At 61.5% G+C, this 21,810-nt stretch carries 17 protein-coding genes; 12 read left to right on the forward strand and 5 right to left on the reverse strand.

Features of this window, described 5'->3' with window-relative positions; genetic code table 11:
* Positions 1–3: 3 nt before the first annotated feature.
* Both AC1RMX_RS14080 and AC1RMX_RS14085 read right to left on the reverse strand, forming a co-directional pair.
* Entirely contained in the window at positions 4–879 is an 876-nt protein-coding gene (locus AC1RMX_RS14080; RefSeq protein ID WP_096820114.1) for a LysR substrate-binding domain-containing protein, read from the reverse strand.
* 139 nt (positions 880–1,018) lie between these two features.
* A complete protein-coding gene (locus AC1RMX_RS14085; protein ID WP_096820113.1) occupies positions 1,019–2,197 on the reverse strand; it encodes a hypothetical protein in 1,179 nt (392 codons plus the stop codon).
* Between the two features lie 185 nt (positions 2,198–2,382).
* Here AC1RMX_RS14085 and AC1RMX_RS14090 point away from each other — a divergent pair, with 185 nt between their 5' ends.
* The 5 genes from AC1RMX_RS14090 to AC1RMX_RS14110 all read left to right on the forward strand — a co-directional run bounded on the left by AC1RMX_RS14090 (position 2,383) and on the right by AC1RMX_RS14110 (position 9,157).
* Positions 2,383–3,315, forward strand: coding sequence for a LysR substrate-binding domain-containing protein (locus AC1RMX_RS14090; protein WP_096820112.1), 933 nt, complete (start codon positions 2,383–2,385; stop codon positions 3,313–3,315).
* Positions 3,316–3,422: 107 nt separating this feature from the next.
* Positions 3,423–4,847 carry an aldehyde dehydrogenase gene (gene aldA / locus AC1RMX_RS14095; protein WP_493072472.1) on the forward strand — a complete coding sequence of 475 codons (1,425 nt, stop codon included), beginning with the start codon at positions 3,423–3,425 and terminating at the stop codon, positions 4,845–4,847.
* An 82-nt stretch (positions 4,848–4,929) separates the two neighbouring features.
* The gene (locus AC1RMX_RS14100) at positions 4,930–6,264 is read left to right on the forward strand and encodes an MFS transporter (protein ID WP_102620923.1); all 1,335 of its coding nucleotides are present in this window, start codon (positions 4,930–4,932) and stop codon (positions 6,262–6,264) included.
* Position 6,265: 1 nt separating this feature from the next.
* Positions 6,266–7,483 carry a mandelate racemase/muconate lactonizing enzyme family protein gene (locus AC1RMX_RS14105; protein ID WP_085731929.1) on the forward strand — a complete coding sequence of 406 codons (1,218 nt, stop codon included), beginning with the start codon at positions 6,266–6,268 and terminating at the stop codon, positions 7,481–7,483.
* Between the two features lie 60 nt (positions 7,484–7,543).
* The gene (locus AC1RMX_RS14110) at positions 7,544–9,157 is read left to right on the forward strand and encodes a GMC family oxidoreductase (RefSeq protein ID WP_493072331.1); all 1,614 of its coding nucleotides are present in this window, start codon (positions 7,544–7,546) and stop codon (positions 9,155–9,157) included.
* Positions 9,158–9,238: 81 nt separating this feature from the next.
* Here the strand turns inward: AC1RMX_RS14110 and AC1RMX_RS14115 are convergent, their stop codons facing one another.
* Positions 9,239–10,123: a LysR substrate-binding domain-containing protein gene (locus AC1RMX_RS14115; protein WP_096820109.1), complete on the reverse strand. Its 885-nt coding sequence runs from the start codon at positions 10,121–10,123 to the stop codon at positions 9,239–9,241.
* A gap of 159 nt (positions 10,124–10,282) precedes the next feature.
* Here AC1RMX_RS14115 and ydiJ point away from each other — a divergent pair, with 159 nt between their 5' ends.
* Both ydiJ and AC1RMX_RS14125 read left to right on the forward strand, forming a co-directional pair.
* Positions 10,283–13,312, forward strand: a complete 3,030-nt coding sequence (gene ydiJ / locus AC1RMX_RS14120; protein ID WP_493072334.1) for a D-2-hydroxyglutarate dehydrogenase YdiJ — start codon at positions 10,283–10,285, stop codon at positions 13,310–13,312.
* A gap of 105 nt (positions 13,313–13,417) precedes the next feature.
* Positions 13,418–14,587, forward strand: a complete 1,170-nt coding sequence (locus tag AC1RMX_RS14125; RefSeq protein ID WP_493072336.1) for an acetyltransferase domain-containing protein — start codon at positions 13,418–13,420, stop codon at positions 14,585–14,587.
* Here AC1RMX_RS14125 and AC1RMX_RS14130 read toward each other — a convergent pair whose 3' ends face one another.
* Entirely contained in the window at positions 14,588–15,493 is a 906-nt protein-coding gene (locus AC1RMX_RS14130) for a LysR family transcriptional regulator (RefSeq protein ID WP_423203684.1), read from the reverse strand.
* Positions 15,494–15,623: 130 nt separating this feature from the next.
* On the opposite strand from AC1RMX_RS14130, the gene AC1RMX_RS14135 reads away from it, so the two are divergent.
* On the forward strand, positions 15,624–16,454 hold the full coding sequence (locus tag AC1RMX_RS14135) for an oxidoreductase (RefSeq protein ID WP_493072338.1): 831 nt from the start codon (positions 15,624–15,626) through the stop codon (positions 16,452–16,454).
* 76 nt (positions 16,455–16,530) lie between these two features.
* Positions 16,531–18,063 (forward strand): MFS transporter, encoded by a 1,533-nt coding sequence (locus AC1RMX_RS14140; protein WP_493072340.1) that lies wholly within the window; start codon positions 16,531–16,533, stop codon positions 18,061–18,063.
* A 49-nt stretch (positions 18,064–18,112) separates the two neighbouring features.
* Here the strand turns inward: AC1RMX_RS14140 and AC1RMX_RS14145 are convergent, their stop codons facing one another.
* Positions 18,113–19,504, reverse strand: a complete 1,392-nt coding sequence (locus AC1RMX_RS14145) for an aldehyde dehydrogenase family protein (protein WP_493072342.1) — start codon at positions 19,502–19,504, stop codon at positions 18,113–18,115.
* Between the two features lie 103 nt (positions 19,505–19,607).
* Here AC1RMX_RS14145 and ptrR point away from each other — a divergent pair, with 103 nt between their 5' ends.
* The 3 genes from ptrR to AC1RMX_RS14160 all read left to right on the forward strand — a co-directional run bounded on the left by ptrR (position 19,608) and on the right by AC1RMX_RS14160 (position 21,806).
* On the forward strand, positions 19,608–20,489 hold the full coding sequence (ptrR, locus tag AC1RMX_RS14150; protein WP_064600875.1) for a putrescine utilization regulator PtrR: 882 nt from the start codon (positions 19,608–19,610) through the stop codon (positions 20,487–20,489).
* A gap of 95 nt (positions 20,490–20,584) precedes the next feature.
* On the forward strand, positions 20,585–21,247 hold the full coding sequence (locus AC1RMX_RS14155; RefSeq protein WP_273540436.1) for a M24 family metallopeptidase: 663 nt from the start codon (positions 20,585–20,587) through the stop codon (positions 21,245–21,247).
* 130 nt (positions 21,248–21,377) lie between these two features.
* A complete protein-coding gene (locus AC1RMX_RS14160) occupies positions 21,378–21,806 on the forward strand; it encodes a TOBE domain-containing protein (protein WP_102620931.1) in 429 nt (142 codons plus the stop codon).
* Positions 21,807–21,810: the final 4 nt, after the last annotated feature.

Raw genomic sequence — 21,810 nt, forward strand, 5'->3', positions numbered from 1 at the left:
AGGTCAGGGGTTGCTGACAACCCCTAGCCACTCGGTAAACAGCTTCACCTTCGACAACCCCTGCTTGTCATTCGCCACATCCAGCCAATACCCATAAGGGCCGATCACCTCAATCGGGGTGATCGGCAGCAGGCTGCCGTTGGCCAGTTCCTTTTCGATCATCTGCCGGTCGATCACTGCCAGACCGCCGCCGGCCAGCGCGGTGTGGATTACCTGGTCCAGGGTGCTGAATTCCAGCCCTTGCCCGGCATCGATGTCATCCCGGCCCATGGCCGCCAGCCAGTTCTCCCAGACCTTCAAGCGCTTGCCGTCGTGCAGGATGTGCAGCAATGGATATTCCCGCAGATCCGGCGGCTGATCGCCGTTGAACAGCTCCGGGCTGGCCACTGCGATGTGCCGTTCCATCACCAGCAATTGGCTGACGCAGTGGGGCGCCGCCGCGAGGCCGAAGCGGATGTGGCAATCGACTTCCGTGAGGCTGTCGTGGCCGATCTGGTTGGTCACGCTGAGGTTGATGTCCGGGTAGCGCTGACAGAACGCGCGCAGGTGTGGCGACAGCCAGCGCGTGGCCCAGGTCGGCGGTGCGAGCACTTTCAAGCGTTGGCGCAGATTCGGCACACGTACGGCTTGCAGGGCGCGTTCGATGTGGTCGAAAGCCTCGGCCAGATGCGGGGAAAGATTGCTGCCGGCTTCGGTCAGCGACAGCCCTTGAGGCGTGCGCACGAACAGCGCCACGCCGAGGTAGTCTTCAAGCTGTTTGATCTGGCGACTGACCGCGCCCTGGGTGACATTCAGCCCGATGGCGGCCTGGCTGAAACTGCGATGACGGGCGACTTCTTCGAACACACGCAGGGTGTTGAGCGAGGGCAGTTGACGCATGGAGGCGGGACTCCGGATCGGGCGGTTTTTGTTGTTTTGGGGTGAGGGCTATCTGACTATCGAGGCGGTGCGGATGCAAGGTGAATTCGCAACGGGCAGGCAAAAAAAATCGCAGCCCGGGCTGCGATTTTTTCGAACGTCAGAAGTAATACCCGACGTTCACATATAACTGGTTCTCCCACTGATCCAGCCCGCCCGCGCCAAGGCTCTGGGTGTAGCTGCTGCCTCCGATGTACGGATCGTTTTTGCCGAACAGCCATTCGGTCGCGACCCACAACTTGCTGACCGAGAACGAGGTGCCGAGGATCATCCGCTCGGAGGTTTTGAAGCCGCTGGCGGACTTGTCGAAGGCGCTGTAGTTGGCGTAGAGCTTGATCCCGCTGATCTGGTCAAACAGGTATTTGCCGCCCACGTCGTAACTCAGGTCGGCCACGTACAGATTGCCGCGACTGGCGACGTTGTAAGTGCCGTCGTAACCACCAAGGGTCACCACTTCATCGCTGCCGGGGTTGCGCGGCGACATCTGCTGCCGCGCCGCCTGCAACTGCACGCCCCACGGGCCGTTCTTGCCCATGTAGTGCACGGCCACGGCGTTGCGTCGGCCGTCATTGTTGGTGTCCTTGTTCTCGATGCTCGAGGTCAGGCCGGAGATCCCGACCTCGGATTTCCACGGCCCCAGATCCAGCGACCTGGCCACTCGCAGCACCACGGTGTTGCGTTCCTGGTTGTTGCTGCCGTCGGCCACGTAGCTGTCGGCTTCGGACACCACGCTCGAGTACGTCACGCCTTTGCTGGTGCCTTTGCCTTGCCAGGCCGGACGCAGGTAGTAACCGGCCTGGAGGTTCCAGTCGCCGCTTTGCTGGATGTATTTGGTGCCGATCTGTTGCACGTCTTCCAGGCCGATGACGTTGCCCAGGGTTTCGTAGAAGGTGCTGCCGAAGTAAGGCTGCAAGCCGAACGGCACGGTGTTCAGGCCCACTTGCACCTGCTGGTCGGGATTGAACTTGTAGCCGACCCACGCGAACTTGGCGAAGCGGATATCGCCGTAGTTCTTGGTGTACTGGTACGGGTAGGAGCGGCCGTAGAAGCGGTATTGCGCTTCACCGATCCAGGTGTCGGAGTTGTACTTGGCGCTGAGGAACACCGTGTCGAGGCCGAACTTCTGGATGTCGCGATCCGGGTCCACGTCCCAGCGGGCACGAATGGCGCCGCCAAGGTCGAGATTGTCGGTGACTTGTACCGCCATGGCCGGGGCGGCAAAGCTGCAGAACAGAGCGATGGAGGTTGTGCGCAGGCGCAAAGAGGCTGGGAAGGGCATGGAGCGGCTCTCGATTGTTTTTATTAGAGATGCCGCGCAGTTTTGCCATCTGCGGGGTGTTGAACAAACGATAAAAACGGTGGGGAAACCTGCATCGAATGCATGTTACTCGGAAAATCCTGTAGGACAATTCGCCAATGTCGTGGGATGCTTTGCGCCTTGTCAGTGGTTTTCGAGTGCCTTGTATGAAACGCAAAATGCCCGGCCTGAATGCACTCAAAGCATTCGAAGTGGCCGGCAGCACCGGCAGCTTCACCCGCGCCGCCGAGTTGCTCAACGTCACCCAGAGCGCGGTCAGCCGTCAGGTGCGGCAACTGGAAGAGCAGCTCGGCGAGAGTCTGCTGGAACGCCGTCATCACCATCTCGAACTGACTGGTGCCGGCAAGATTCTGCTGCGGGCGTTGCACCAGTCGTTCGACAAGATCGAGCTGACCGTGCGCAGCATCCAGCAGAAAACCCACGCCAACCGCTTGCACATCAATGCGCCACCCACCTTCACCAGCCGCTGGTTGATGCCGCGTCTGGGGCGCCTGCGCGAGCAGCATCCGGAGCTGGAGCTGAGCATCACCACCCGCTTGCAGGACAGTCTCGCGGAAACCAGCACCCTCGATTGCGCGATCCGTTTTGGCGACGGCGAGTGGGACGGGCTCGACAGTTCACTGCTGATTCAGGAACGGCACATCGCGGTGTGCGCGCCGACCCTGTATGCGCGGGAGGGCGGCGATCAGGGCATCGACCTCAATCGCCTGACGCTGCTGCATGTGCTGGCCCGGGAGGATCAGCGTTACCTGACCTGGAAACACTGGCTCGACGCGGCGCGCATCACGGGTGTCGATACCCAGGGCGGTTATGAATTCGACCTGTTGGACCTGGCGATTCAAGCGGCGGTTGATGGTCTAGGGATCACCATTGCCGACTGGCACATGGTCGCCTCGGAACTGGCCAGCGGGCAGTTGACCCAAGTGCACAACGTTCATGTGGAAGGCCACCAGTCCTACTGGCTGGTGACCCGTCCGGAACAGACGCAGATGCCACAATTGCAGGCGTTCAGTCAGTGGTTGCAGGAAGAGATCTGGCTGGCGCAGCGCCAGCTTGAGCCCTCGAAGGCGATTTTCTGAGTAACGTGCCTTTTTCGAATGTTTGATTGCCGGATAAATCGTTTGTTGAACCCGCTGTCGATGACAAGACTGACGGCATCGATAAAAACAAACGATGGGCGATGCACATGCGAGTCGAGCGAAATTTTGTTAACGGCCACTTCATCGAGCCGGCCAGCGCGGCGCTGATCGCGGTCTACAACCCGGCCACCGAAGCGTTGGTGGGTCATGTTTCGGCTGCCACCGCCGAAGAAGCCACGGCGGCAGTCGACGCCGCCGCCAAGGCGCAAAAGACCTGGGGCAAACTCACTAGCATCGAACGCGCCGAGCACCTGCGAGCGTTTGCGGCTGCCCTTGAAGATCGCGCCGAAGCCATCGGCGCCGCTCTGGCCGCCGAATCCGGCAAAAGCCTGAGCGATGCCAGCAACGAAGCCCGTTATGCCGCGCAGATCACCCGTTACCACGCCGAATGGGCGCGCCGTATCGAAGGCGAGATCATTCCCAGCGACAGCCCCGACGAAAACCTGTTTCTGCACCGCGAGCCGATTGGCGTCGTCGCGTGCCTGATTCCGTTCAACTACCCGGTCTACACCCTGTTGCGCAAAATCGCTCCGGCGCTGATTGCCGGCAACACTGTGGTGGTGCGCCCGAGCAACAACACCCCGACCTCGGCATTCGAAATCGCTAAAGCCGTGGAGCAATCGGGCATGCCGGCCGGGGTGATCAACATCCTGACCATGGATCACGCCACCGCTGCAGCCGTTTGCACGCATAAAGCCGTGGGCCTGATCACTCTGACCGGCAGCGTCAACGCCGGGCGCATTGTCCTCGACTACTGCAAGGCCAACATCGCCAAACCGTCGCTGGAACTGGGCGGCAAGACCCCGGCAATCATCGAAGCCGACGCCGATCTTGAAGCGGCCGCGAGCGCAATCATCGCCTCCAAGACCACCCATTGCGGCCAGTTGTGCACGGCGGTGGAACGGGTCTACGTGCAGGAAAGCGTTCACGACCGTTTCCTCGCGCTGCTCAAAACCAAGATCGCCGCCGTGAAGTTCGGCGACCGCGCCACGGACGCCAGCCTGATGGGCCCGCTGGTCAACGCCAGTTCGCAGAAGAACATCCACGCCATGGTCGAGCGCGCCATTGCCGACGGCGCCGTCCTCGAAAGCGGCGGTGTGCTGCCGGAAGGCCCGGGGCATTTCTACCCGCCAACGCTGCTCAGCGGCTGCCGTCAGGACATCGAAATCGTCCAGGAAGAAATCTTCGGCCCGGTGTTGCCGGTGCTCAAGTACCGCGACATCGACGAAGCGCTGGCCATGGCCAACGACCACCAGTTCGGCCTGTCGTCGGTGCTGTACACCGAGAACTACCGCACCGCGCAGAAAGTCGCCAACGCCATCGAGGCCGGCGAGTTGTACGTCAACCGCACCCCGGCCGATCCGTACCAGGGCTACCACGCCGGCTGGAAACGCTCGGGCCTGGGCGGCGATGACGGCAAGCACGGCATGCTCGAATTCACCCAGACCCGACTCGTGGTCATGAAGTACTGATCCACCGCATCACGCCTCACGCTACACCTATAAAAACAATTATCAGGGGCGCCCGGAGCACGGGTCGCCCGAGGTCACTTCAATGTCCAAGCATGCATCCTCTGCTGCCGCTGTTCAGGGTTCCAACTCGGCTTCGAAAAGCCAGAGCGACAAGGGAAGTCGCTATTTCCAACTGATGTTGCTGGTGCTCGCCGCCGGTGCGATCTACCCGATTCTGTACCTGCGCCAGGTCTACCAGACCACCATGCTCGAGGTGTTCCAGATCAACCACAGCGAGCTGGGTTATCTGTACTCGATGCTTGGCACGATCTTTCTCCTCAGCTACTTGCCGAGCGGTTGGTTGGCCGACCGTATCGCGCCGCGTTTCCTGATTTTCTTCTCGCTGGTGGCAACCGGCGTGCTGGGGCTGTGGTACTCGACGGCACCGTCGATGACCGGGCTGATGATCATCTTCGGTTGCTGGGGTCTGACCACCGGCCTGACATTCTGGGCCTCGGTGCTCAAGCGCGTGAAGATGATTGCCCATCACACCGAACAGGGTCGTTTCTTCGGCATTCTCGATGGCGGTCGCGGACTGGTCGAAGCATTGCTGGCAACCGTTGCGCTGGGGCTGTTCGCCTACGCCACCGAAACCCGTGGCGAGTCCACCGCCGAAGGTTTCAAGCACGTGGTTTACCTCTACGCCTTCACCTGTATTGCCATCGGTTGTGTGCTGGTGCTGATCAAGGACCCGAAGTCGATGGAGGACACGCCGCCAGTGGAGAAGGGCAAGTTCAACCTGCTCACTGACCTGGCAACTTTGGTGAAGATCCCTGAACTGTGGCTGGTCACCGCGATCGTGTTCTGCGGTTATCACATCTTCTGGGCCACCTACAGCTTCTCGGACTACCTGCAAGGCAGCGGCCTGACCGCCGTGATGGCCGGCACTATCACCACCATCAAACTGTGGATGCGCCCGATCGGCGGCATCGGTGGCGGCTGGCTGGGAGACAAGTTTTCGAACATCTCGGTGCTGATCGTTGCGCTGTTGCTGGCGAGTCTGGCGATTGTCGGCCTGATCGTGTTCCCGGCGCTCAACAGCATGGGGTTGCTGATCGCGACAGTGATTTTCATCGGCCTGATGACCTACGCGATTCGCGGTCTGTACTGGGCGATCCTCGACAGCTGCAACATTCCGCTGCGCATCACCGGACTGGCCATCGGCATCGTCTCGGTGGTCGGTTACATGCCGGATGCCTTTATCCCGTTGATCAACGGCTACCTCACTGAGCATTTCCCCGGCGCCCTCGGCTACCAGCTGTACTTCGGCTACATCGCCGCTATCGGTCTGATCGGCACCCTGGCTGCCGTGACCCTGCGTGCCCGGATCAATCGCAAATCCTTGAACAAGACCTCTTTGAACAAGACAGGTGCCTGAGATGAAAATCGTCGCCCTTGAAACCCATATCGTCGCCGTACCGCCACCGCACATCGGCGGCATGTACTGGCTGTTCGTCAAGCTCAAGACTGACTGCGGCATCGAAGGCGTCGGCGAGATCTACGCCGCAACTTTCGGCCCCAAAGCCATGCTGCCGATCATCGAAGACGTGTTCGAACGCTACCTGCTGAATCAGGATCCGCACCACATCGAACGCTTCTTCCGTCAGGCTTATTCGAGCGGTTTCACCCAGCGTCCCGACCTGACCATGATGGGCGTGGTCAGCGGTCTGGAAATGGCTTGCTGGGACATCATCGGCAAGGCCGCGAACAAACCGGTCTACGAACTGCTCGGCGGCAAGGTTCACGAACGCCTGCGTTCCTATACCTACCTGTACCCGGTCAACAGCCGTGGCGAGTACGACTACGACGACCCGGACCTGGCGGCAGAGTGCGCCATCGACAACATGAACAAGGGCTTCACCGCTGTGAAGTTCGACCCGGCCGGGCCGTACACCGCGTACTCCGGGCACCAGATTTCGCTGGAAGTGCTGGAACGCTGCGAAACCTTCTGCCGCAAGATCCGCGAAGCGGTGGGCAACAAGTGCGATTTGCTGTTCGGCACTCACGGGCAAATGGTGCCGTCTTCGGCGATTCGTCTGGCCAAGCGCCTGGAGAAATACGACCCGCTGTGGTTCGAAGAGCCAGTGCCGCCGGGCCAGGAAGAAGCCATGGCGCAAGTCGCGGCCAAGACCAGCATTCCGATTGCCACCGGTGAGCGCCTGACCACCAAGTACGAGTTCTTCAAGCTGTTGCAGGCCGGCGGTGCGTCGATTCTGCAGATGAACGTGGCGCGCTGCGGCGGCCTGCTCGAAGGCAAGAAGATCGCCAGCATGGCCGAGGCCTATTACGCGCAAATCGCCCCACACCTGTACAACGGGCCGATTGGCGCGGCGGCGAGTTTCCAGCTCGCGGCCTGCACGCCGAATTTCCTGATCCAGGAAAGCATCGAGACCTGGGGCGGCTTCCACGCCGAGGTCCTGAAAAAGCCGTTGCAGTGGGAGGACGGCTACATCATCCCGTCCACCGAGCCGGGCCTGGGCGTGGAGCTGAACATGGACGTGGTGCGCAAGCATTCGCCGTACACCGGCGAACGCCTGCACCTGCAAATGGCCCCAACCCCGGCCGACGTCAAAGACACATCGCCGGCCAAGGGCTGACGGGATTTCCCCGCCCGGCAACGGGCGGGTTCGATAAAAAGACTTACGCGGTAACCGTGCATGACATACGACTACATCATCGCTGGCGCAGGCGCCGCTGGCTGCGTCCTGGCCAATCGGCTCTCGGCCTCGGGCCAACACACGGTGCTGCTGCTGGAGGCGGGCGGCAAGGACAGTTCCCTGTGGTTCAAGATCCCGGTCGGCTTCGCCAAAATGTATTACAACCCGACCTTCAACTGGATGTACTACAGCCAGCCGCAGAAGCAGTTGGGCAATCGCGAAATCTATGCCCCGCGCGGCAAGGTCCAGGGCGGGTCGGGCTCGATCAACGCGATGATCTACGTGCGCGGTCAGGCCCATGATTTCAACGACTGGGCCGCAAACGGTAACGACGGCTGGGGTTTCAAGGACGTGCTGCCGTATTTCCGCAAACTGGAAAACCATCCGCTGGGCGACAGCGAATACCACGGCGGCAGCGGCCCGATCAGCATCACCCCGATGGCTGGCCAGACCCACCCGATCTGCGACGTGTTCCTCAAGGGCTGCGATGAACTCGGTTACCCGCGCAGTGACGATTTCAACGGGCCGAAATTCGAAGGTGCGGGTATCTATGACGTCAACACTCGCAACGGTCAACGCAGCTCCAGCAGCTTCGCCCATTTGCACCCGGCGCTGAGCCGGCCGAACCTGACGGTCGAGCATTACGCGTTGGTCGATCGTGTCCTGTTCGATGAAAGTCAGCAGCGCGCCACCGGTATTTCTATCACCCAGCATGGCGTGGTGCGTACTTTCACGGCGCGCAAGGAAGTGATCCTGTGCGCTGGTGCGGTCGATACGCCGAAGATCCTGCAACTGTCCGGCGTGGCGGATCGCGCCTTGCTGGCGAAACATCAGATTCCGGTGGTGAAACACCTGCCGGCGGTGGGGCAGAACCTGCAGGATCACCTGTGCGTCAGCTACTACTACAAGGCCAATATCCCGACCCTGAACGATGAGCTGAGCTCGCTGTTCGGCCAGTTCAAACTCGGCGTGAAGTACCTGTTGACCCGCAAGGGCGCGCTGGCGATGAGCGTCAATCAGGCTGGCGGATTCTTCCGTGGCAACTCGGAACAGAGCCATCCGAACCTGCAGCTGTATTTCAACCCGCTGTCGTACCAGATTCCGAAAAACAACAAGGCCAGCCTCAAGCCCGAGCCGTATTCAGGTTTCCTGCTGTGCTTCAACCCGTGCCGTCCGACCAGCCGCGGGCACATCACGATTGCCTCGAAGAATCCCCGTGATGCCGCGTTGATCGACCCGAACTACCTGAGCACGCAAAAGGACATCGACGAGGTGATCCAGGGCAGTCGCCTGATGCGCAAGATCATGGGCGCTCCGTCATTGAGGGGCATCACGGTCGATGAAGTTTTGCCGGGGCCGGCGGTGGAAACCGACGAGCAGATGCTGCAGTACTTCCGCGACAACTGCGGCTCGATCTATCACCTGTGTGGCTCCTGCGCGATGGGCTCGGACGAGCAGAGTTCGGTGGTCGACAAGCGCCTCAAAGTGCACGGTCTTAACGGGCTGCGGATTGTCGATGCGTCGATCTTCCCCAACGTGACATCGGGCAACACCCATGCGGCGGTGCTGATGGTGGCGGAGAAGGGCGCGGATCTGATTCTGCAGGATGCGTAATGCCCAGTGACAGTTGATCGCAAGCCTCTTTCCAGCATGCACTAGGCTTTGAATGCCGGCCCATTACGGGCCGGCATCATCTCAAAGCGTCTGCACCAGCCAATCCCGAAACGCCTTCAACGACGCCAATGATTCATTACGCGCCGGGTACACCAGGTAATAGCTGCGCCGGCTGCTGATCGGTTCGCCCAGTTGCAGCAGTTCGCCGTTGTGCAATTCATCCTCCACCAGAATCCTCGGCACCAGTCCGATGCCGATATTGGCGCGCACGGCCTGGATCAAGTGCGAGGTCATCTCGAAGCTCGGCCCGATGCGCATGCTGCGATGGGGCAGGGCGTGATGGCTGAACCACTCGGACCACGCCTGAGCGTTGCTGCTGACATTGAGAAGAAGCTGCCCGGCGATATCCTTGTTGGCCGCGAGACGTTCGGCGTCGGACAATTGCGCACTGGCGATCACCACCAGTTCTTCGGTGTGCAGGCGGTGGGCGGTCAGCCCCGGCCAGTCACCGCCGCCGACACAAATCGCCGCGTCGATTTCGCTGGTGTCGAAGTCGATGGCCTCGATCCGCGAGTGCAGGTGCACAGTCATGCCCGGGTGCGCCGTGTAGAAATCCTTCAGGCGCGGCAGCAGCCATTTCGAGCCGAAAGTCGGCAAGGTCGCCAGGCGCAGGCTGTGAATCCCCGAGCCAAACGCCATGGCCTGCAACGTCGCGCTGCGGATCTGCCCGAGGGCTTCGGACAGTTCGCGCTGATACATGCGCCCGACGTCGGTAAGGATCACCCGCCGGCCTTCACGGCTGAACAGGCGCATGCCGAGCATCTTTTCCAGAATCTGCACCTGACGGCTGACCGCGCTCTGGGTCAGCGACAGTTCGTGGGCGGCGCGGGTGTAGCTTTCATGGCGTGCGGCGGCTTCAAACGCCAGCAGCAACGACATCGAGGGGGTGAGGGTTCGTGGATTCATTCGTTTTAGTCATGGATTGCGGGTCGAATTTACGGTTGTCCCGGCATCGCTCTGCAATGAACATAAGGCCTATGAGATGGCGGGAGCGTGACGCAATCATTCATTGCGCACAACTGTTCACCGCTACACGGCCCGTTTTTGACCGAGATCGCCCCCCCGATGATTGCCCAGCTGTCGCCTTCCACCGCGTTGAACACCGATTACCAACAGTTTCTCAAAGCCCTTGAAACCAACGGTTTTCGTGGCGAAATCAGCGCTGACTACGCCAGCCGCGTGGTGCTGGCCACCGACAACTCGATCTATCAGCGCTTGCCGCAAGCGGCGGTATTCCCTCGGGACGCCGATGACGTGGCGCTGCTGGCGCGTCTGATCGCCGAACCGGCTTACCAGAAAGTGGTGATCACCCCTCGTGGCGGTGGCACCGGTACCAACGGGCAATCGCTGACCGATGGCATCGTTGTCGACCTGTCGCGGCACATGAACCGCATTCTCGAAATCAACGTTGAACAGCGTTGGGTGCGGGTGCAGGCCGGTGTGGTGAAGGATCAACTCAACGCGGCACTGAAATCCGCCGGGCTGTTTTTCGCCCCGGAACTGTCGACGTCGAACCGCGCCACCGTCGGCGGCATGATCAACACCGACGCCAGCGGCCAGGGCAGTTGCACCTACGGCAAGACCCGTGACCATGTTCTGGAATTGCACATGGTCCTGCGCGGTGGTGAGCGATTGCACGGCCGTCCGCTGGAAGAAAGTGAGCTGGCGGCGGAATGCGCCCGTGAGGGGCGGGCCGGCGAGGTGTACCGCTGCGCGCGGCAGATCATCGATGAGCAGGGCGAACTGATCCGACAAACCTTCCCCGACCTCAACCGCTGCCTGACCGGCTACGACCTGGCGCACCTGCGCGAGGCCGACAACCGTTTCAACCTCAACAGCGTGCTGTGCGGTGCCGAAGGTTCGCTGGGGTTTGTGGTCGAGGCCAAGCTCAACGTGTTGCCGATCCCCAAGCACACGATGCTGGTGAACATCCGCTACGCCGGCTTCATGGATGCCTTGCGCGATGCGCGGGCGTTGATGGCGCTCAAGCCGCTGTCGATTGAAACCGTCGACTCCAAAGTGCTGTTGCTGGCGATGCAGGACATCGTCTGGCATGGCGTCGCCGAGTATTTCCCGGAAAGCGCCGAGCGGCCGACGCTGGGGATCAACCTGGTGGAGTTCTGCGGCGACGATCCCGAGGAGCTGCAAGGTCGGGTCGAGGCCTTTGTCCAGCACTTGGGCAACGACGCCACAGTCGAGCGCTTGGGCCATACGCTGGCCGTCGGTCACGCGGCGGTGAACCGCGTTTATGGCATGCGCAAGCGTGCGGTGGGTTTGCTCGGCAACGTCGCCGGTGAAGCGCGGCCGCAGCCGTTTGTCGAAGACACCGCCGTGCCGCCGCAACACCTGGCCGAATACATCGCCGAACTGCGCGAACTGCTCGACAGCCACAATCTGCAATACGGCATGTTCGGCCACGTCGATGCCGGCGTGCTGCACGTGCGGCCGATTCTCGACATGAAAGACCCGCTACAAGCGGCACTGGTTCGACCGGTGTCCGACGGCGTCGCCGCGCTGACCCAGCGTTATGGCGGTCTGCTGTGGGGCGAGCACGGCAAGGGCCTGCGCTCGGAATATGCCCCGGCCTTTTTCGGTGAGCTGTACCCGGCGTTGCAAGCCTTGAAGGCGGCGTTCGACCCGTTCAACCAGTTCAACCCGGGCAAGATTGCCACGCCGGATATTCCCGGCGCGGCACTGCTGAAGATCGACGAAGTGACCCTGCGCGGCGAACTTGATCGGCAGATCGACGAGAAAGTCTGGCAGGACTACGGCGCGGCCATGCACTGCAATGGCAACGGTGCCTGCTACAACTTCGATCCCGACGATGCGATGTGCCCGTCGTGGAAAGCCACCCGCCAGCGTGCGCAGTCGCCAAAAGGCCGCGCCTCGCTGATTCGCGAATGGCTGCGGTTGCAGGGCGAGGCGGGGGTGGATGTGTTGTCCGATGCCAGTCGTCGCCCGCCGTTTTTCAGCACATTGCTGCAGCGCTGGCGCAACAGCCGTGCGCAGGAAAAAGACTTCTCCCACGAGGTGTACGACGCCATGGCCGGCTGCCTGGCGTGCAAGTCCTGCGCGGGACAGTGCCCGGTGAAGGTCAACGTGCCGGATTTCCGTTCGCGGTTTCTTGAGCTGTACCACACCCGTTACCTGCGGCCGGCGCGGGATTATCTGATTGCCTCGCTGGAATACACGATTCCGTATATCGCGCGGATTCCGTTTCTCTACAACGGTTTGATGGGGGCTTCGTTCAGCCGTCGCTTGATCGAGCGCCTTGGTGGCATGGTCGATGTGCCGTTGCTCAGCCGTTTCGATTTCCACGCGGCCATGCGTCGCTGGCAGGTCCAACCGGCGTCGGTCGAGGTGCTTTCGGCGCTGACTCAGGCGCAACGCGAACGCAGTGTGGTGCTGGTGCAGGACGCGTTCACCCGGTATTTCGAGGCGCCATTGCTGGCGGATCTGATCGAACTGATTTCGCGCCTGGGTTATCAGGTTTATATGGCGCCGTTCAGCGCCAACGGCAAGCCGCTGCATGTGCAGGGCTTCCTCTCGGCGTTCAATCGCGCGGCGTTGCGCAATGCCGGGCAATTGCGTGCTCTGGCCGAGATTGGCGTGCCGCTGGTGGGGCTCGACCCGGCGATGACCCTGGTTTATCGCCAGGAGTATTTGAAGGTGCCGGGGATGGAGACATGCCCGGAAGTGGCGCTGGTGCAGGAGTGGCTGCTCAAGGTCATGCCGCAACGGACGGATTCGCGAGAGGGCGAAAGCTTCCGCCTGCTCGCGCACTGCACCGAAAAAACCAACGCGCCCGCCGCGACCCGGCAATGGGAGCAGGTGTTCGAGCGTGTCGGCTTGAAACTGACGACCCAGGCCACCGGTTGCTGCGGGATGTCCGGCACCTACGGGCACGAAGCGCGCAATCGCGACACCTCGGCAGTGATTTACGAGCAGTCCTGGGCGAAGCAGATCGATGCGCCGGCAGAGCGGGGCGAAGCACTGGCGACCGGCTATTCGTGCCGTAGCCAGGTCAAGCGTCAGGCCGACCGGGCGGTGCGTCATCCGTTGCAGGTGCTGCTTGAGCAACTGCGCACGGCTTGAGAACCGTTAGCAATTGAAGCGGCTTTTCATGTTATAAGGTAACGCAAATAGTCGGGCCGTTTGCACGCGGCCCGATCGAACTCTTCACTCGATTGCGAACCTTTCATGACCGTTGCTGCTCCTCGAAACGTCCCGCCGGCGACTGGCCGGCTGCTGTCCATTGATGCGCTGCGCGGCCTGGTCATTCTGTTCATGTTGCTGGATCACGTGCGCGAAACCTTTCTGTTGCATCGTCAGGTGTCCGATCCGATGGACATCGCCAGCACCGAGCCGGCGCTGTTTTTCAGTCGCACTCTGGCGCATCTGTGCGCGCCGGTTTTCGTGCTGCTGACCGGATTGTCGGCATGGCTGTTCGGGGAAAAGTACGACGGCAAGGCTGATGTCAGTGCCTTTCTGTTCAAGCGTGGTCTGTTCCTGGTGGTGCTCGAATTCACCCTGGTGAATTTCGCCTGGACGTTCCAGTTGCCACCGAGTGTGATCTACCTGCAAGTGATCTGGGCGATCGGCCTGAGCATGATTGCGCTGTCGCTGTTGGTCTGGCTGCCACGCTGGCTGTTGTTGACGTTGAGCCTGGTGATCATCGCCGGGCACAACCTGCTCGACGGTCTGCACTTTGCCGTGGATTCGGCGCTGCACGTGCCTTGGGCAATCCTGCATGACCGGGGCTGGATCGAAGTCAGCGAGAGCTTGCGCTTGCGCACGTCGTACCCGCTGCTGCCGTGGATCGGTGTGATCGGTCTGGGTTACGCGCTGGGGCCATGGTTTGCCCGAATGGCCGATGCGGGTGTGCGTCAGCGGCGTTTACTGATCGTTGGCATCGCCGGGCTGCTGGGTTTCGTGGCGTTGCGGCTGGTCAACGGTTACGGCGAGAAACCGTGGTCGCTCAATGACAGCAGCCTGCAAACCCTGATGAGTTTTTTCAACATCACCAAGTACCCGCCATCGCTGTTGTTCATCACGCTGACGGTGAGCGTCGGGCTGCTGCTGTTGCTGGTGTTCGAGCGCGCGCAGGATCGGCGCTGGATTCGCTGGCTGACGGTGTTCGGTTCGGCGCCGATGTTTTTCTATCTGCTGCACCTGTATGCGCTGAAGGTGCTGTACCTGATTGGCGTGGCATTGGTCGGGCTCAATCAGGGCAGTCATTTCGGTTTCTCGACGGTGGCAGCGGTGTGGCTGGCGGCGATGGTGCTGGCGGTCGGGTTGTTTCCGGCCGTGCGCTGGTTCTCCGCACTGAAGGCCCGGCGACGGGACATCGTCTGGTTGAAGTATCTGTAACTATCCCGTTTTGCCGTCGCGAACGTTGCGGGCAAAGTCGATGAAAGCCTTGAGCGGCGCCGGTACATGGCGCCGGCTCGGGTAATACAGATGCAGGCCGGGATAGTACGGGCACCAGTCCGCCAACACCTGCACCAGACGCCCGGCCGCGAGGTGCTCGCTGACCATGTCTTCGAACACATAGGCCAGCCCCAAACCTTGCAACGCCGGGCCGACCATCAGGCTGACATCGCCCAGCGTCAGCGGGCCGTTGACTTCGATTTCCTGTTCAATGCCACCACGTTCGAATTCCCAGCGGTACATCGAACCGCTCGGGAACCGATGGCGGATGCAGGGCAGGGCATGCAGGTCTTCCGGTTTCTGTGGCGCGGGATGCCGCTGGAAAAACGCCGGCGAGCCGACCACCACCGAACGCAGGTTCGGTCCGATGGGCAGCGACACCATGTCCGCCTCCAACCGGTTGCCGAAGCGTACCCCAGCATCGAATCCGGCGGCGACGATATCCAGCAGCGCATCGCTTTCGACCACCTCCAGACGGATGTCCGGGTAGACCTGCAGGAACTCGCTGGCAATCGGCAGCAGCACCAGTTCACAAGCCTGGCGCCCGGAGGTAATGCGCAGGTTGCCCGAGGGCTTGTCGCGAAAATGGTTGAGGTCTTCAAGCGCATCTTCGATATCGCGAAACGCCGGTTTCAACCGGGCGTAAAGGCGCTCACCGGCCTCGGTCAGGGCCACGCTGCGGGTGGTGCGATTGAACAGACGCACGCCGAGGCGGTTTTCCAGAGCGCGCAACGAGTGACTCAGCGCCGACGGTGTCAGGCCCAGATCCACCGCTGCACGACTGAAATTCAGATGCTGCGCGATGCTCAGAAAGATCGACAGATCCGCCGTGGACGGGTTTTTCATTGATGAGCGCCTTTCACAAAGTCATGTAATTTTGTTGGGATTATCACATCAGTAGCACGGCTTTAAAGTCGCATCAACTCATCGAGAAGGCCCGGCAATAACGCCAGGGTCACTGACAGGAGGAGTTGCTATGCGTACCTGGCTGATTACCGGAGCTTCCCGTGGTTTTGGCACCCTCATCGCAGAACATGCCCTGCGTGCCGGCGACGCCGTGATTGCCACCGCCCGCAATCCGCAAGACATCACCGATCGTCTCGGCGAGCACCCGAACCTGCTGGCGGTGCGCCTGGACGTCACCCGCGAAGAAGAGGCCCACCAAGCGGTGGCGGAAGGCATCAAGCGTTTCGGCCGCATTGATGTGCTGATCAACAATGCCGGCTTCGGCGTACTGGGCGCGGTGGAAGAAACCAGCGCCAGCGAAACCGAGCGCCTGTTCGCCACCAACGTCTTCGGCCTGCTCAACGTGACTCGCGCCGTGCTGCCGCACATGCGTGCCCAGCGTAGCGGGCGGGTCATCAACATCTCATCGATTGGCGGCTATCAGGCCTATATGGGCTGGGGTGTCTACGGCTCCACCAAGTTCGCGGTGGAAGGCATCAGCGAAGCGCTGCATCAGGAACTGGCGCCACTGGGCATAAATGTCACGGTGGTCGAACCGGGCTTCTTCCGCACTGATTTCCTCGATGAACAATCGCTGGTCAAGACCGCGCTGGTGCTGCCGGACTACGACGAAACTGTCGGCAAGATGCGCACCTTCGCCGAAGCCGCCAACCATGCGCAGCCGGGTGATCCGGTGAAGTTTGCCGAAGCCATGCTGGCGCTGGTCAATGCGCCGAACCCGCCGCAACGGCTGGCGCTGGGCAGCGACACCGTCGCGCGGATCGAAGCGAAAAATCGATTGGTGGCGCAGGAACTGGCCGAGTGGAATGCGCTGGCGCTGTCCACGGACTTCAAGGACTGACACGCCGCCCGACTCAGCAATCGCAGGCTGCGCTCTGTTGATCGCAGCCTTATTTTTCTTTTCATTGGACGAAATCATGACAACCGTCTCCCAGCCCCATGGCGCGCGCGACAAACTGCTGATCCTCGCGGCCATTTGCCTGTCGGCACTGGTCCTTCCGTTAAGTTTTACCGGTGGCGCGGTGGCGACGCCGGCCATCGGCCGTGACTTGGGCGGCAGCCCGGTGGCGCTGACCTGGATTACCAATGCGTTCATGTTGTCGTTCGGCAGTCTGCTGATGGCGGCGGGGGCGTTGGCTGATGTCTATGGGCGCAAGCGCCTGTTCACCGCCGGCATGCTGTTGTTCACCGGGGCGTCGATTGCCCAGAGCCTGGCGCCTTCGGTGTTCTGGCTCGACGTTTTGCGAGCGATTCAGGGCGTGGCCGGGGCGGCGGCGCTGGCCAGTGGTTCGGCAGCGCTGGCGCAGGAGTTCGAAGGCCATGCGCGCACCCGTGCCTACAGCATGCTGGGCACCACGTTTGGCATCGGCCTGGCGTTCGGGCCGTTGGTGGCCGGGGCGCTGATCGAGGCGTTCAACTGGCGCGCGATTTTCGTCTTCACCGCGCTGATCGGTGTGATCGCGATGGTCTTCGGTCTGCCGCGCATGCGTGAGACCCGCGACCCAGACGCCAGCGGTCTCGACTGGCCGGGCACCGTGACGTTCAGTTCGATGCTGGCGCTGTTCACGTTCGGTGTGATCCAGGCCCCCGAAAGCGGTTGGGGCAGTCCGTTGGTAGTGGGGCTGTTGGGCGCTTCGGCGTTATTACTGGCGCTGTTCGTCCTTATCGAAATGCGCGTCAAGCGCCCGATGCTCGATCTGACCCTGTTCCGTTTTCCGCGCTTCATCGGTGTGCAGATGCTGCCGATTGGCACCTGCTTTTGCTACATCGTGCTGGTGGTCATGCTGCCGCTGCGGTTTATCGGCGTCGAAGGCTTGAGTGAAATCGATGCCGGTCTGCTGTTGCTGGCGTTGTCGGCGCCGATGCTGGTGGTGCCGATGCTTGCGGCGTCCATGACCCGTTTTGTCTCGGCCGGCATTTTGTCGGGCGTGGGTTTCCTGATTGCTGCTGTAGGTCTGCATTGGCTGAGCCTGTACAACGTCGGCGAGCCAAAATTTGCGCTGGTGGTACCGATGGTGTTGATCGGGATTGGTGCGGGGTTGCCGTGGGGCTTGATGGACGGGCTGTCGGTCAGCGTAGTGCCGAAAGAACGCGCCGGCATGGCGGCCGGGATCTTCAACACGGTGCGGGTGGCGGGCGAGGGGATTGCACTGGCCAGCGTCGCGGCGATTCTTGCCTCGCTGCTGCATACCGATCTGCAGGCCTTGGCCGGTAGTGCAGACGCCGCGCTGATTGCCGAGACCGCGCACCGGGTGACCACTGGCGACATGGCTCACGCGATCAACACGATTCCAGGGTTGGCCAATGAACGTCTGGTGCAAGGTTACGCTTCGGCGTTCCAGTATCTGTTGCACATCCTGACGATCATCACGCTGGCGTCGGCGGCTGTGGTGCTGGGGCTGTTGAGCAAGGAACGGACGGTATCGGAGCCACAACAGGCGGCGGCTTGAAATGAAAAAGCCCGGAAGCGCAAAACGTTTCCGGGCTTTGTTCATTGGATCAGCGGCGATCCAGCCACACGGTTTGCGCATTGCAGAACTCGCGTACACCGAAGTGCGACAGCTCGCGGCCGAAACCGCTTTTCTTCACGCCGCCGAAGGTCACGCGCGGGTCGCTGGCGGAGTAGCCGTTGATGAACACACCACCGGTTTCCAGCTCGCTGGTCAGCTGCTGGGCCAGGGCGACGTTGGCGGTGTAGATCGTGGCGGTCAGGCCGAACTCGCTGTCGTTGGCCAGGGCCACGGCGTGAGCGCAGTCGCGTGCGGTGATGATCGAGGCTACCGGGCCGAACAATTCCTGTTTGAACGAGGTCATGCGGTCGGTGACGTTGGCCAATACGGTCGGCTCGTAGTAGTTGCCCGACCCTTGGGCCTTGCCGCCACCGAGCAGCAGGGTGGCGCCTTCTTCCAGGGTGTCGCGCACTTGCTGATCCAGTTCGTCGCGCAAATCGAAGCGGGCCATCGGGCCGATGTAGTTGTCGGCGGACAACGGATCGCCCATCTTCAACTGGCGGGTGGCTTCGACGAATTTGCGGGTGAATTCTTCAACCACGCCTTCTTCGATGATCAGGCGTTTGGCGGCGGCGCAGACCTGGCCGGAGTTCTGGTAACGACCAATCACTGCTGTTTGTACGGCTTCATCGATATCGGCGTCGTTGAGCACGATGAACGGATCGGAACCACCCAGTTCCAGTACGCATTTCTTCAGTGCAGCACCGGCCTGTGCGCCGATGGCCATGCCGGCGCGGACGCTGCCGGTCAGGGTCACGGCGGCAATGCGCGGGTCGGCGATGGCAGTGGACACGCCTTCCGGGGTGACGTTGATCACTTCAAACACGCCATCGGCAAAACCGGCGCGAATGAAGGCATCACGCAACAGATAGGCGCTGCCCATCACGTTCGGCGCATGCTTGAGCACGTAGGTGTTGCCGGCGATCAACGCCGGGACGGCGCCGCGCAGCACTTGCCAGATCGGGAAGTTCCACGGCATTACGGCGAGGATCGGCCCCAGCGGACGGTATTCGATGCGCGCCTTGCCGCCTTCGACCAGTGTTGCTTCGGCGTTGAGCATGGCCGGGCCGTGTTCGGCGTACCACTCGCAAAGCTTGGCGCATTTCTCGATTTCGCCACGGGCCTGGGCGATCGGCTTGCCCATTTCCTGGGTGATCATGGTCGCCATGGCTTCGCTGCTGTCACGCAGGGCGCCGGCCAGCGCGGTCAGGGCGCGGGAGCGGTCTTGCAGCGGCTTGCGTTTCCACTTGCCGAAACCGAACGCGGCACGGGTCAGCGCGGCATCGAGGGCCTCGGCGGATTCGAAGGCGTAGTGACCGATCTGCTCGCCAGTGGCGGGGTTGATCGAGATGGCGTGGGTCTGGCTGGAAATCGGGCTCATGGCATCGTCCTGCGAGGTCAGTGGATGCGCTCAGAGTAGGGTGGCGTTTGGTTTCTGGAAACTGAATAATAAAGAGCGTTTCTTTCATGATTGGAGAATGGCTGTGGATCTGGTGCAACTGGAAATCTTCAAGGCCGTTGCCGAGCACGGCAGCATCAGCGCGGCGGCGGCGCAGATCCATCGCGTGCCGTCGAACCTGACGACGCGCATCAAGCAGTTGGAGGAGGATCTGGGCGTCGACCTGTTCATCCGCGAGAAAAGCCGCTTGCGCCTGTCGCCGGCCGGTTGGAGTTTTCTGGAGTATGCGCGGCGGATTCTCGACCTGGTGCAGGAAGCGCGCGCCACGGTGGCCGGCGAGGAACCGCAAGGCGCGTTTCCGCTGGGCTCGCTGGAAAGTACGGCGGCGGTACGGATTCCCGGTTTGCTGGCGACGTATAACCAGCAACACCCCAAGGTCGATCTGGACCTGTCGACCGGGCCCTCCGGGACGATGATCGACGGTGTCCTCTCCGGGCGCCTGGCGGCCGCATTTGTCGACGGCCCGGTCTTGCACCCGGCGCTGGAAGGCATCCCGGCGTTCGAGGAGGAAATGGTCATCATCTCGCCACTCCATCACGGCCCGATCCAGCGCGCTGCGGACGTGAATGGCGAGAACATCTATGCCTTTCGCTCGAACTGCTCCTATCGCCATCACTTCGAAAAATGGTTCAGCACCGACGCTGCCGTACCCGGCAAGATCTTCGAAATGGAGTCCTATCACGGCATGCTCGCCTGCGTCAGTGCGGGCGCCGGTCTGGCCCTGATGCCGCGCAGCATGTTGCAGAGCATGCCCGGTTGCGCGACGGTGAGTGTGTGGCCGCTGGCGGCGGATTTTCGCTTTCTGACGACGTGGCTGGTGTGGCGCCGGGGTACGGTTTCGCGCAGTCTGAGCATGTTTGTGCGCTTGCTCGAGGAGCGCGGCGTGGTGCGTGCAGAAGAGAATTGACACTTTGTGTCATGGTTGTATCTTAGGCGTCCTGTTTCGCAATATAAAAAACTATACAGCGCAAGCGATGCGCGATTAGCCAGAAGGAATCAGCGATGACCACAGCCCTGAGCGGCAAAGAAGCGGTAGGCGAACGTTTTGTGCTGGAGACGATGCGTCACGCCCAGCAGTTGACCTGGAAGGCCGTGGACGAGATCGCCAAGGTGATCAAGCCCGGCATGCGCGAATCGCAAGCCCATGCTCGGGGCAAGGAAATCCTTGTCGAACTGGGCATGGACCGGATCTGGCATCCGCTGCTGATCCGCTTCGGTGCCAACACGCTGAAGACCTTCAAGGAGCGCTCCGAAGGCGATCCGGTGCTGGGCGAGGAAGACATTTTCTTCATCGACATGGGCGTGGTCTGGGAAGGCCATGAAGGCGATGCCGGGGCGACGTTCGTCACCGGGTCCGATCCGCAAATGATCGCTTGCGCGGCGGCCTCCAAAGCACTCTTCGACAAGGTCGAGGCCTTTTGGCGTCAGGGCGTAACCGGTGTCGAGTTGTATCGCTACGCCACCGATCAGGCCGAGGCCATGGGCTGGAAACTGAACCTGGACATCAAGGGCCACCGGGTCAGTGATTTTCCCCATGCGATCTATCGGGGCGGCAATCTGGGGGATTTCGATCAGGCTCCGAATGCCGGTGTGTGGATTCTGGAAATCCAGATCGAGCACCCTGAGCTTCCGTACGGCGCCTTCTATGAAGACCTGCTGATCTGATTCACTTTGGCGGTGCTAGAGTCAGGAGTCGATGTTCATTCAGGTGCAGCGCTGTAGTTGTAACTACATAGCGCTTGCTCAGATGATGCAGGCCGTTTCCTAACTCCAAAGTCAAAAAAGGACGTCCATCATGAAAGTCAGTGCCCGCAACGTTTTTAAAGGTCAGGTCAGCCAGGTTCAGGAAGGCTCGGTCAACGCGGAAGTTGTCCTGACCCTGCCGGGCGGCGAGAAGCTGGTTGCTGTCGTGACCCTGGCCAGCCTCAAGAGCCTGGGCATCGCGGTGGGCAAAGAAGCCGTTGCGCTGGTCAAGGCGCCTTGGGTGATGCTGATGACCGAATCCGACGGCATTCGCCTGTCGGCCCGCAACTGCCTGCAAGGCAAGGTGCTGAGCGTGACCGATGGCGCCGTCAACGCTGAAGTAGTGATCGAGCTGGCCGGCGGTTCGAAGGTCTATTCGATCGTGACCCGCGACGCGGTGAACGAACTGGGCCTGGCGGCTGGCGTCAGTGCGACGGCGGTGATCAAGGCTTCGCACATCATTCTGGGCGTGCCGGCCTGATTAA

It is taken from the genome of Pseudomonas sp. GW822-FHT03F04 (assembly GCF_058801405.1).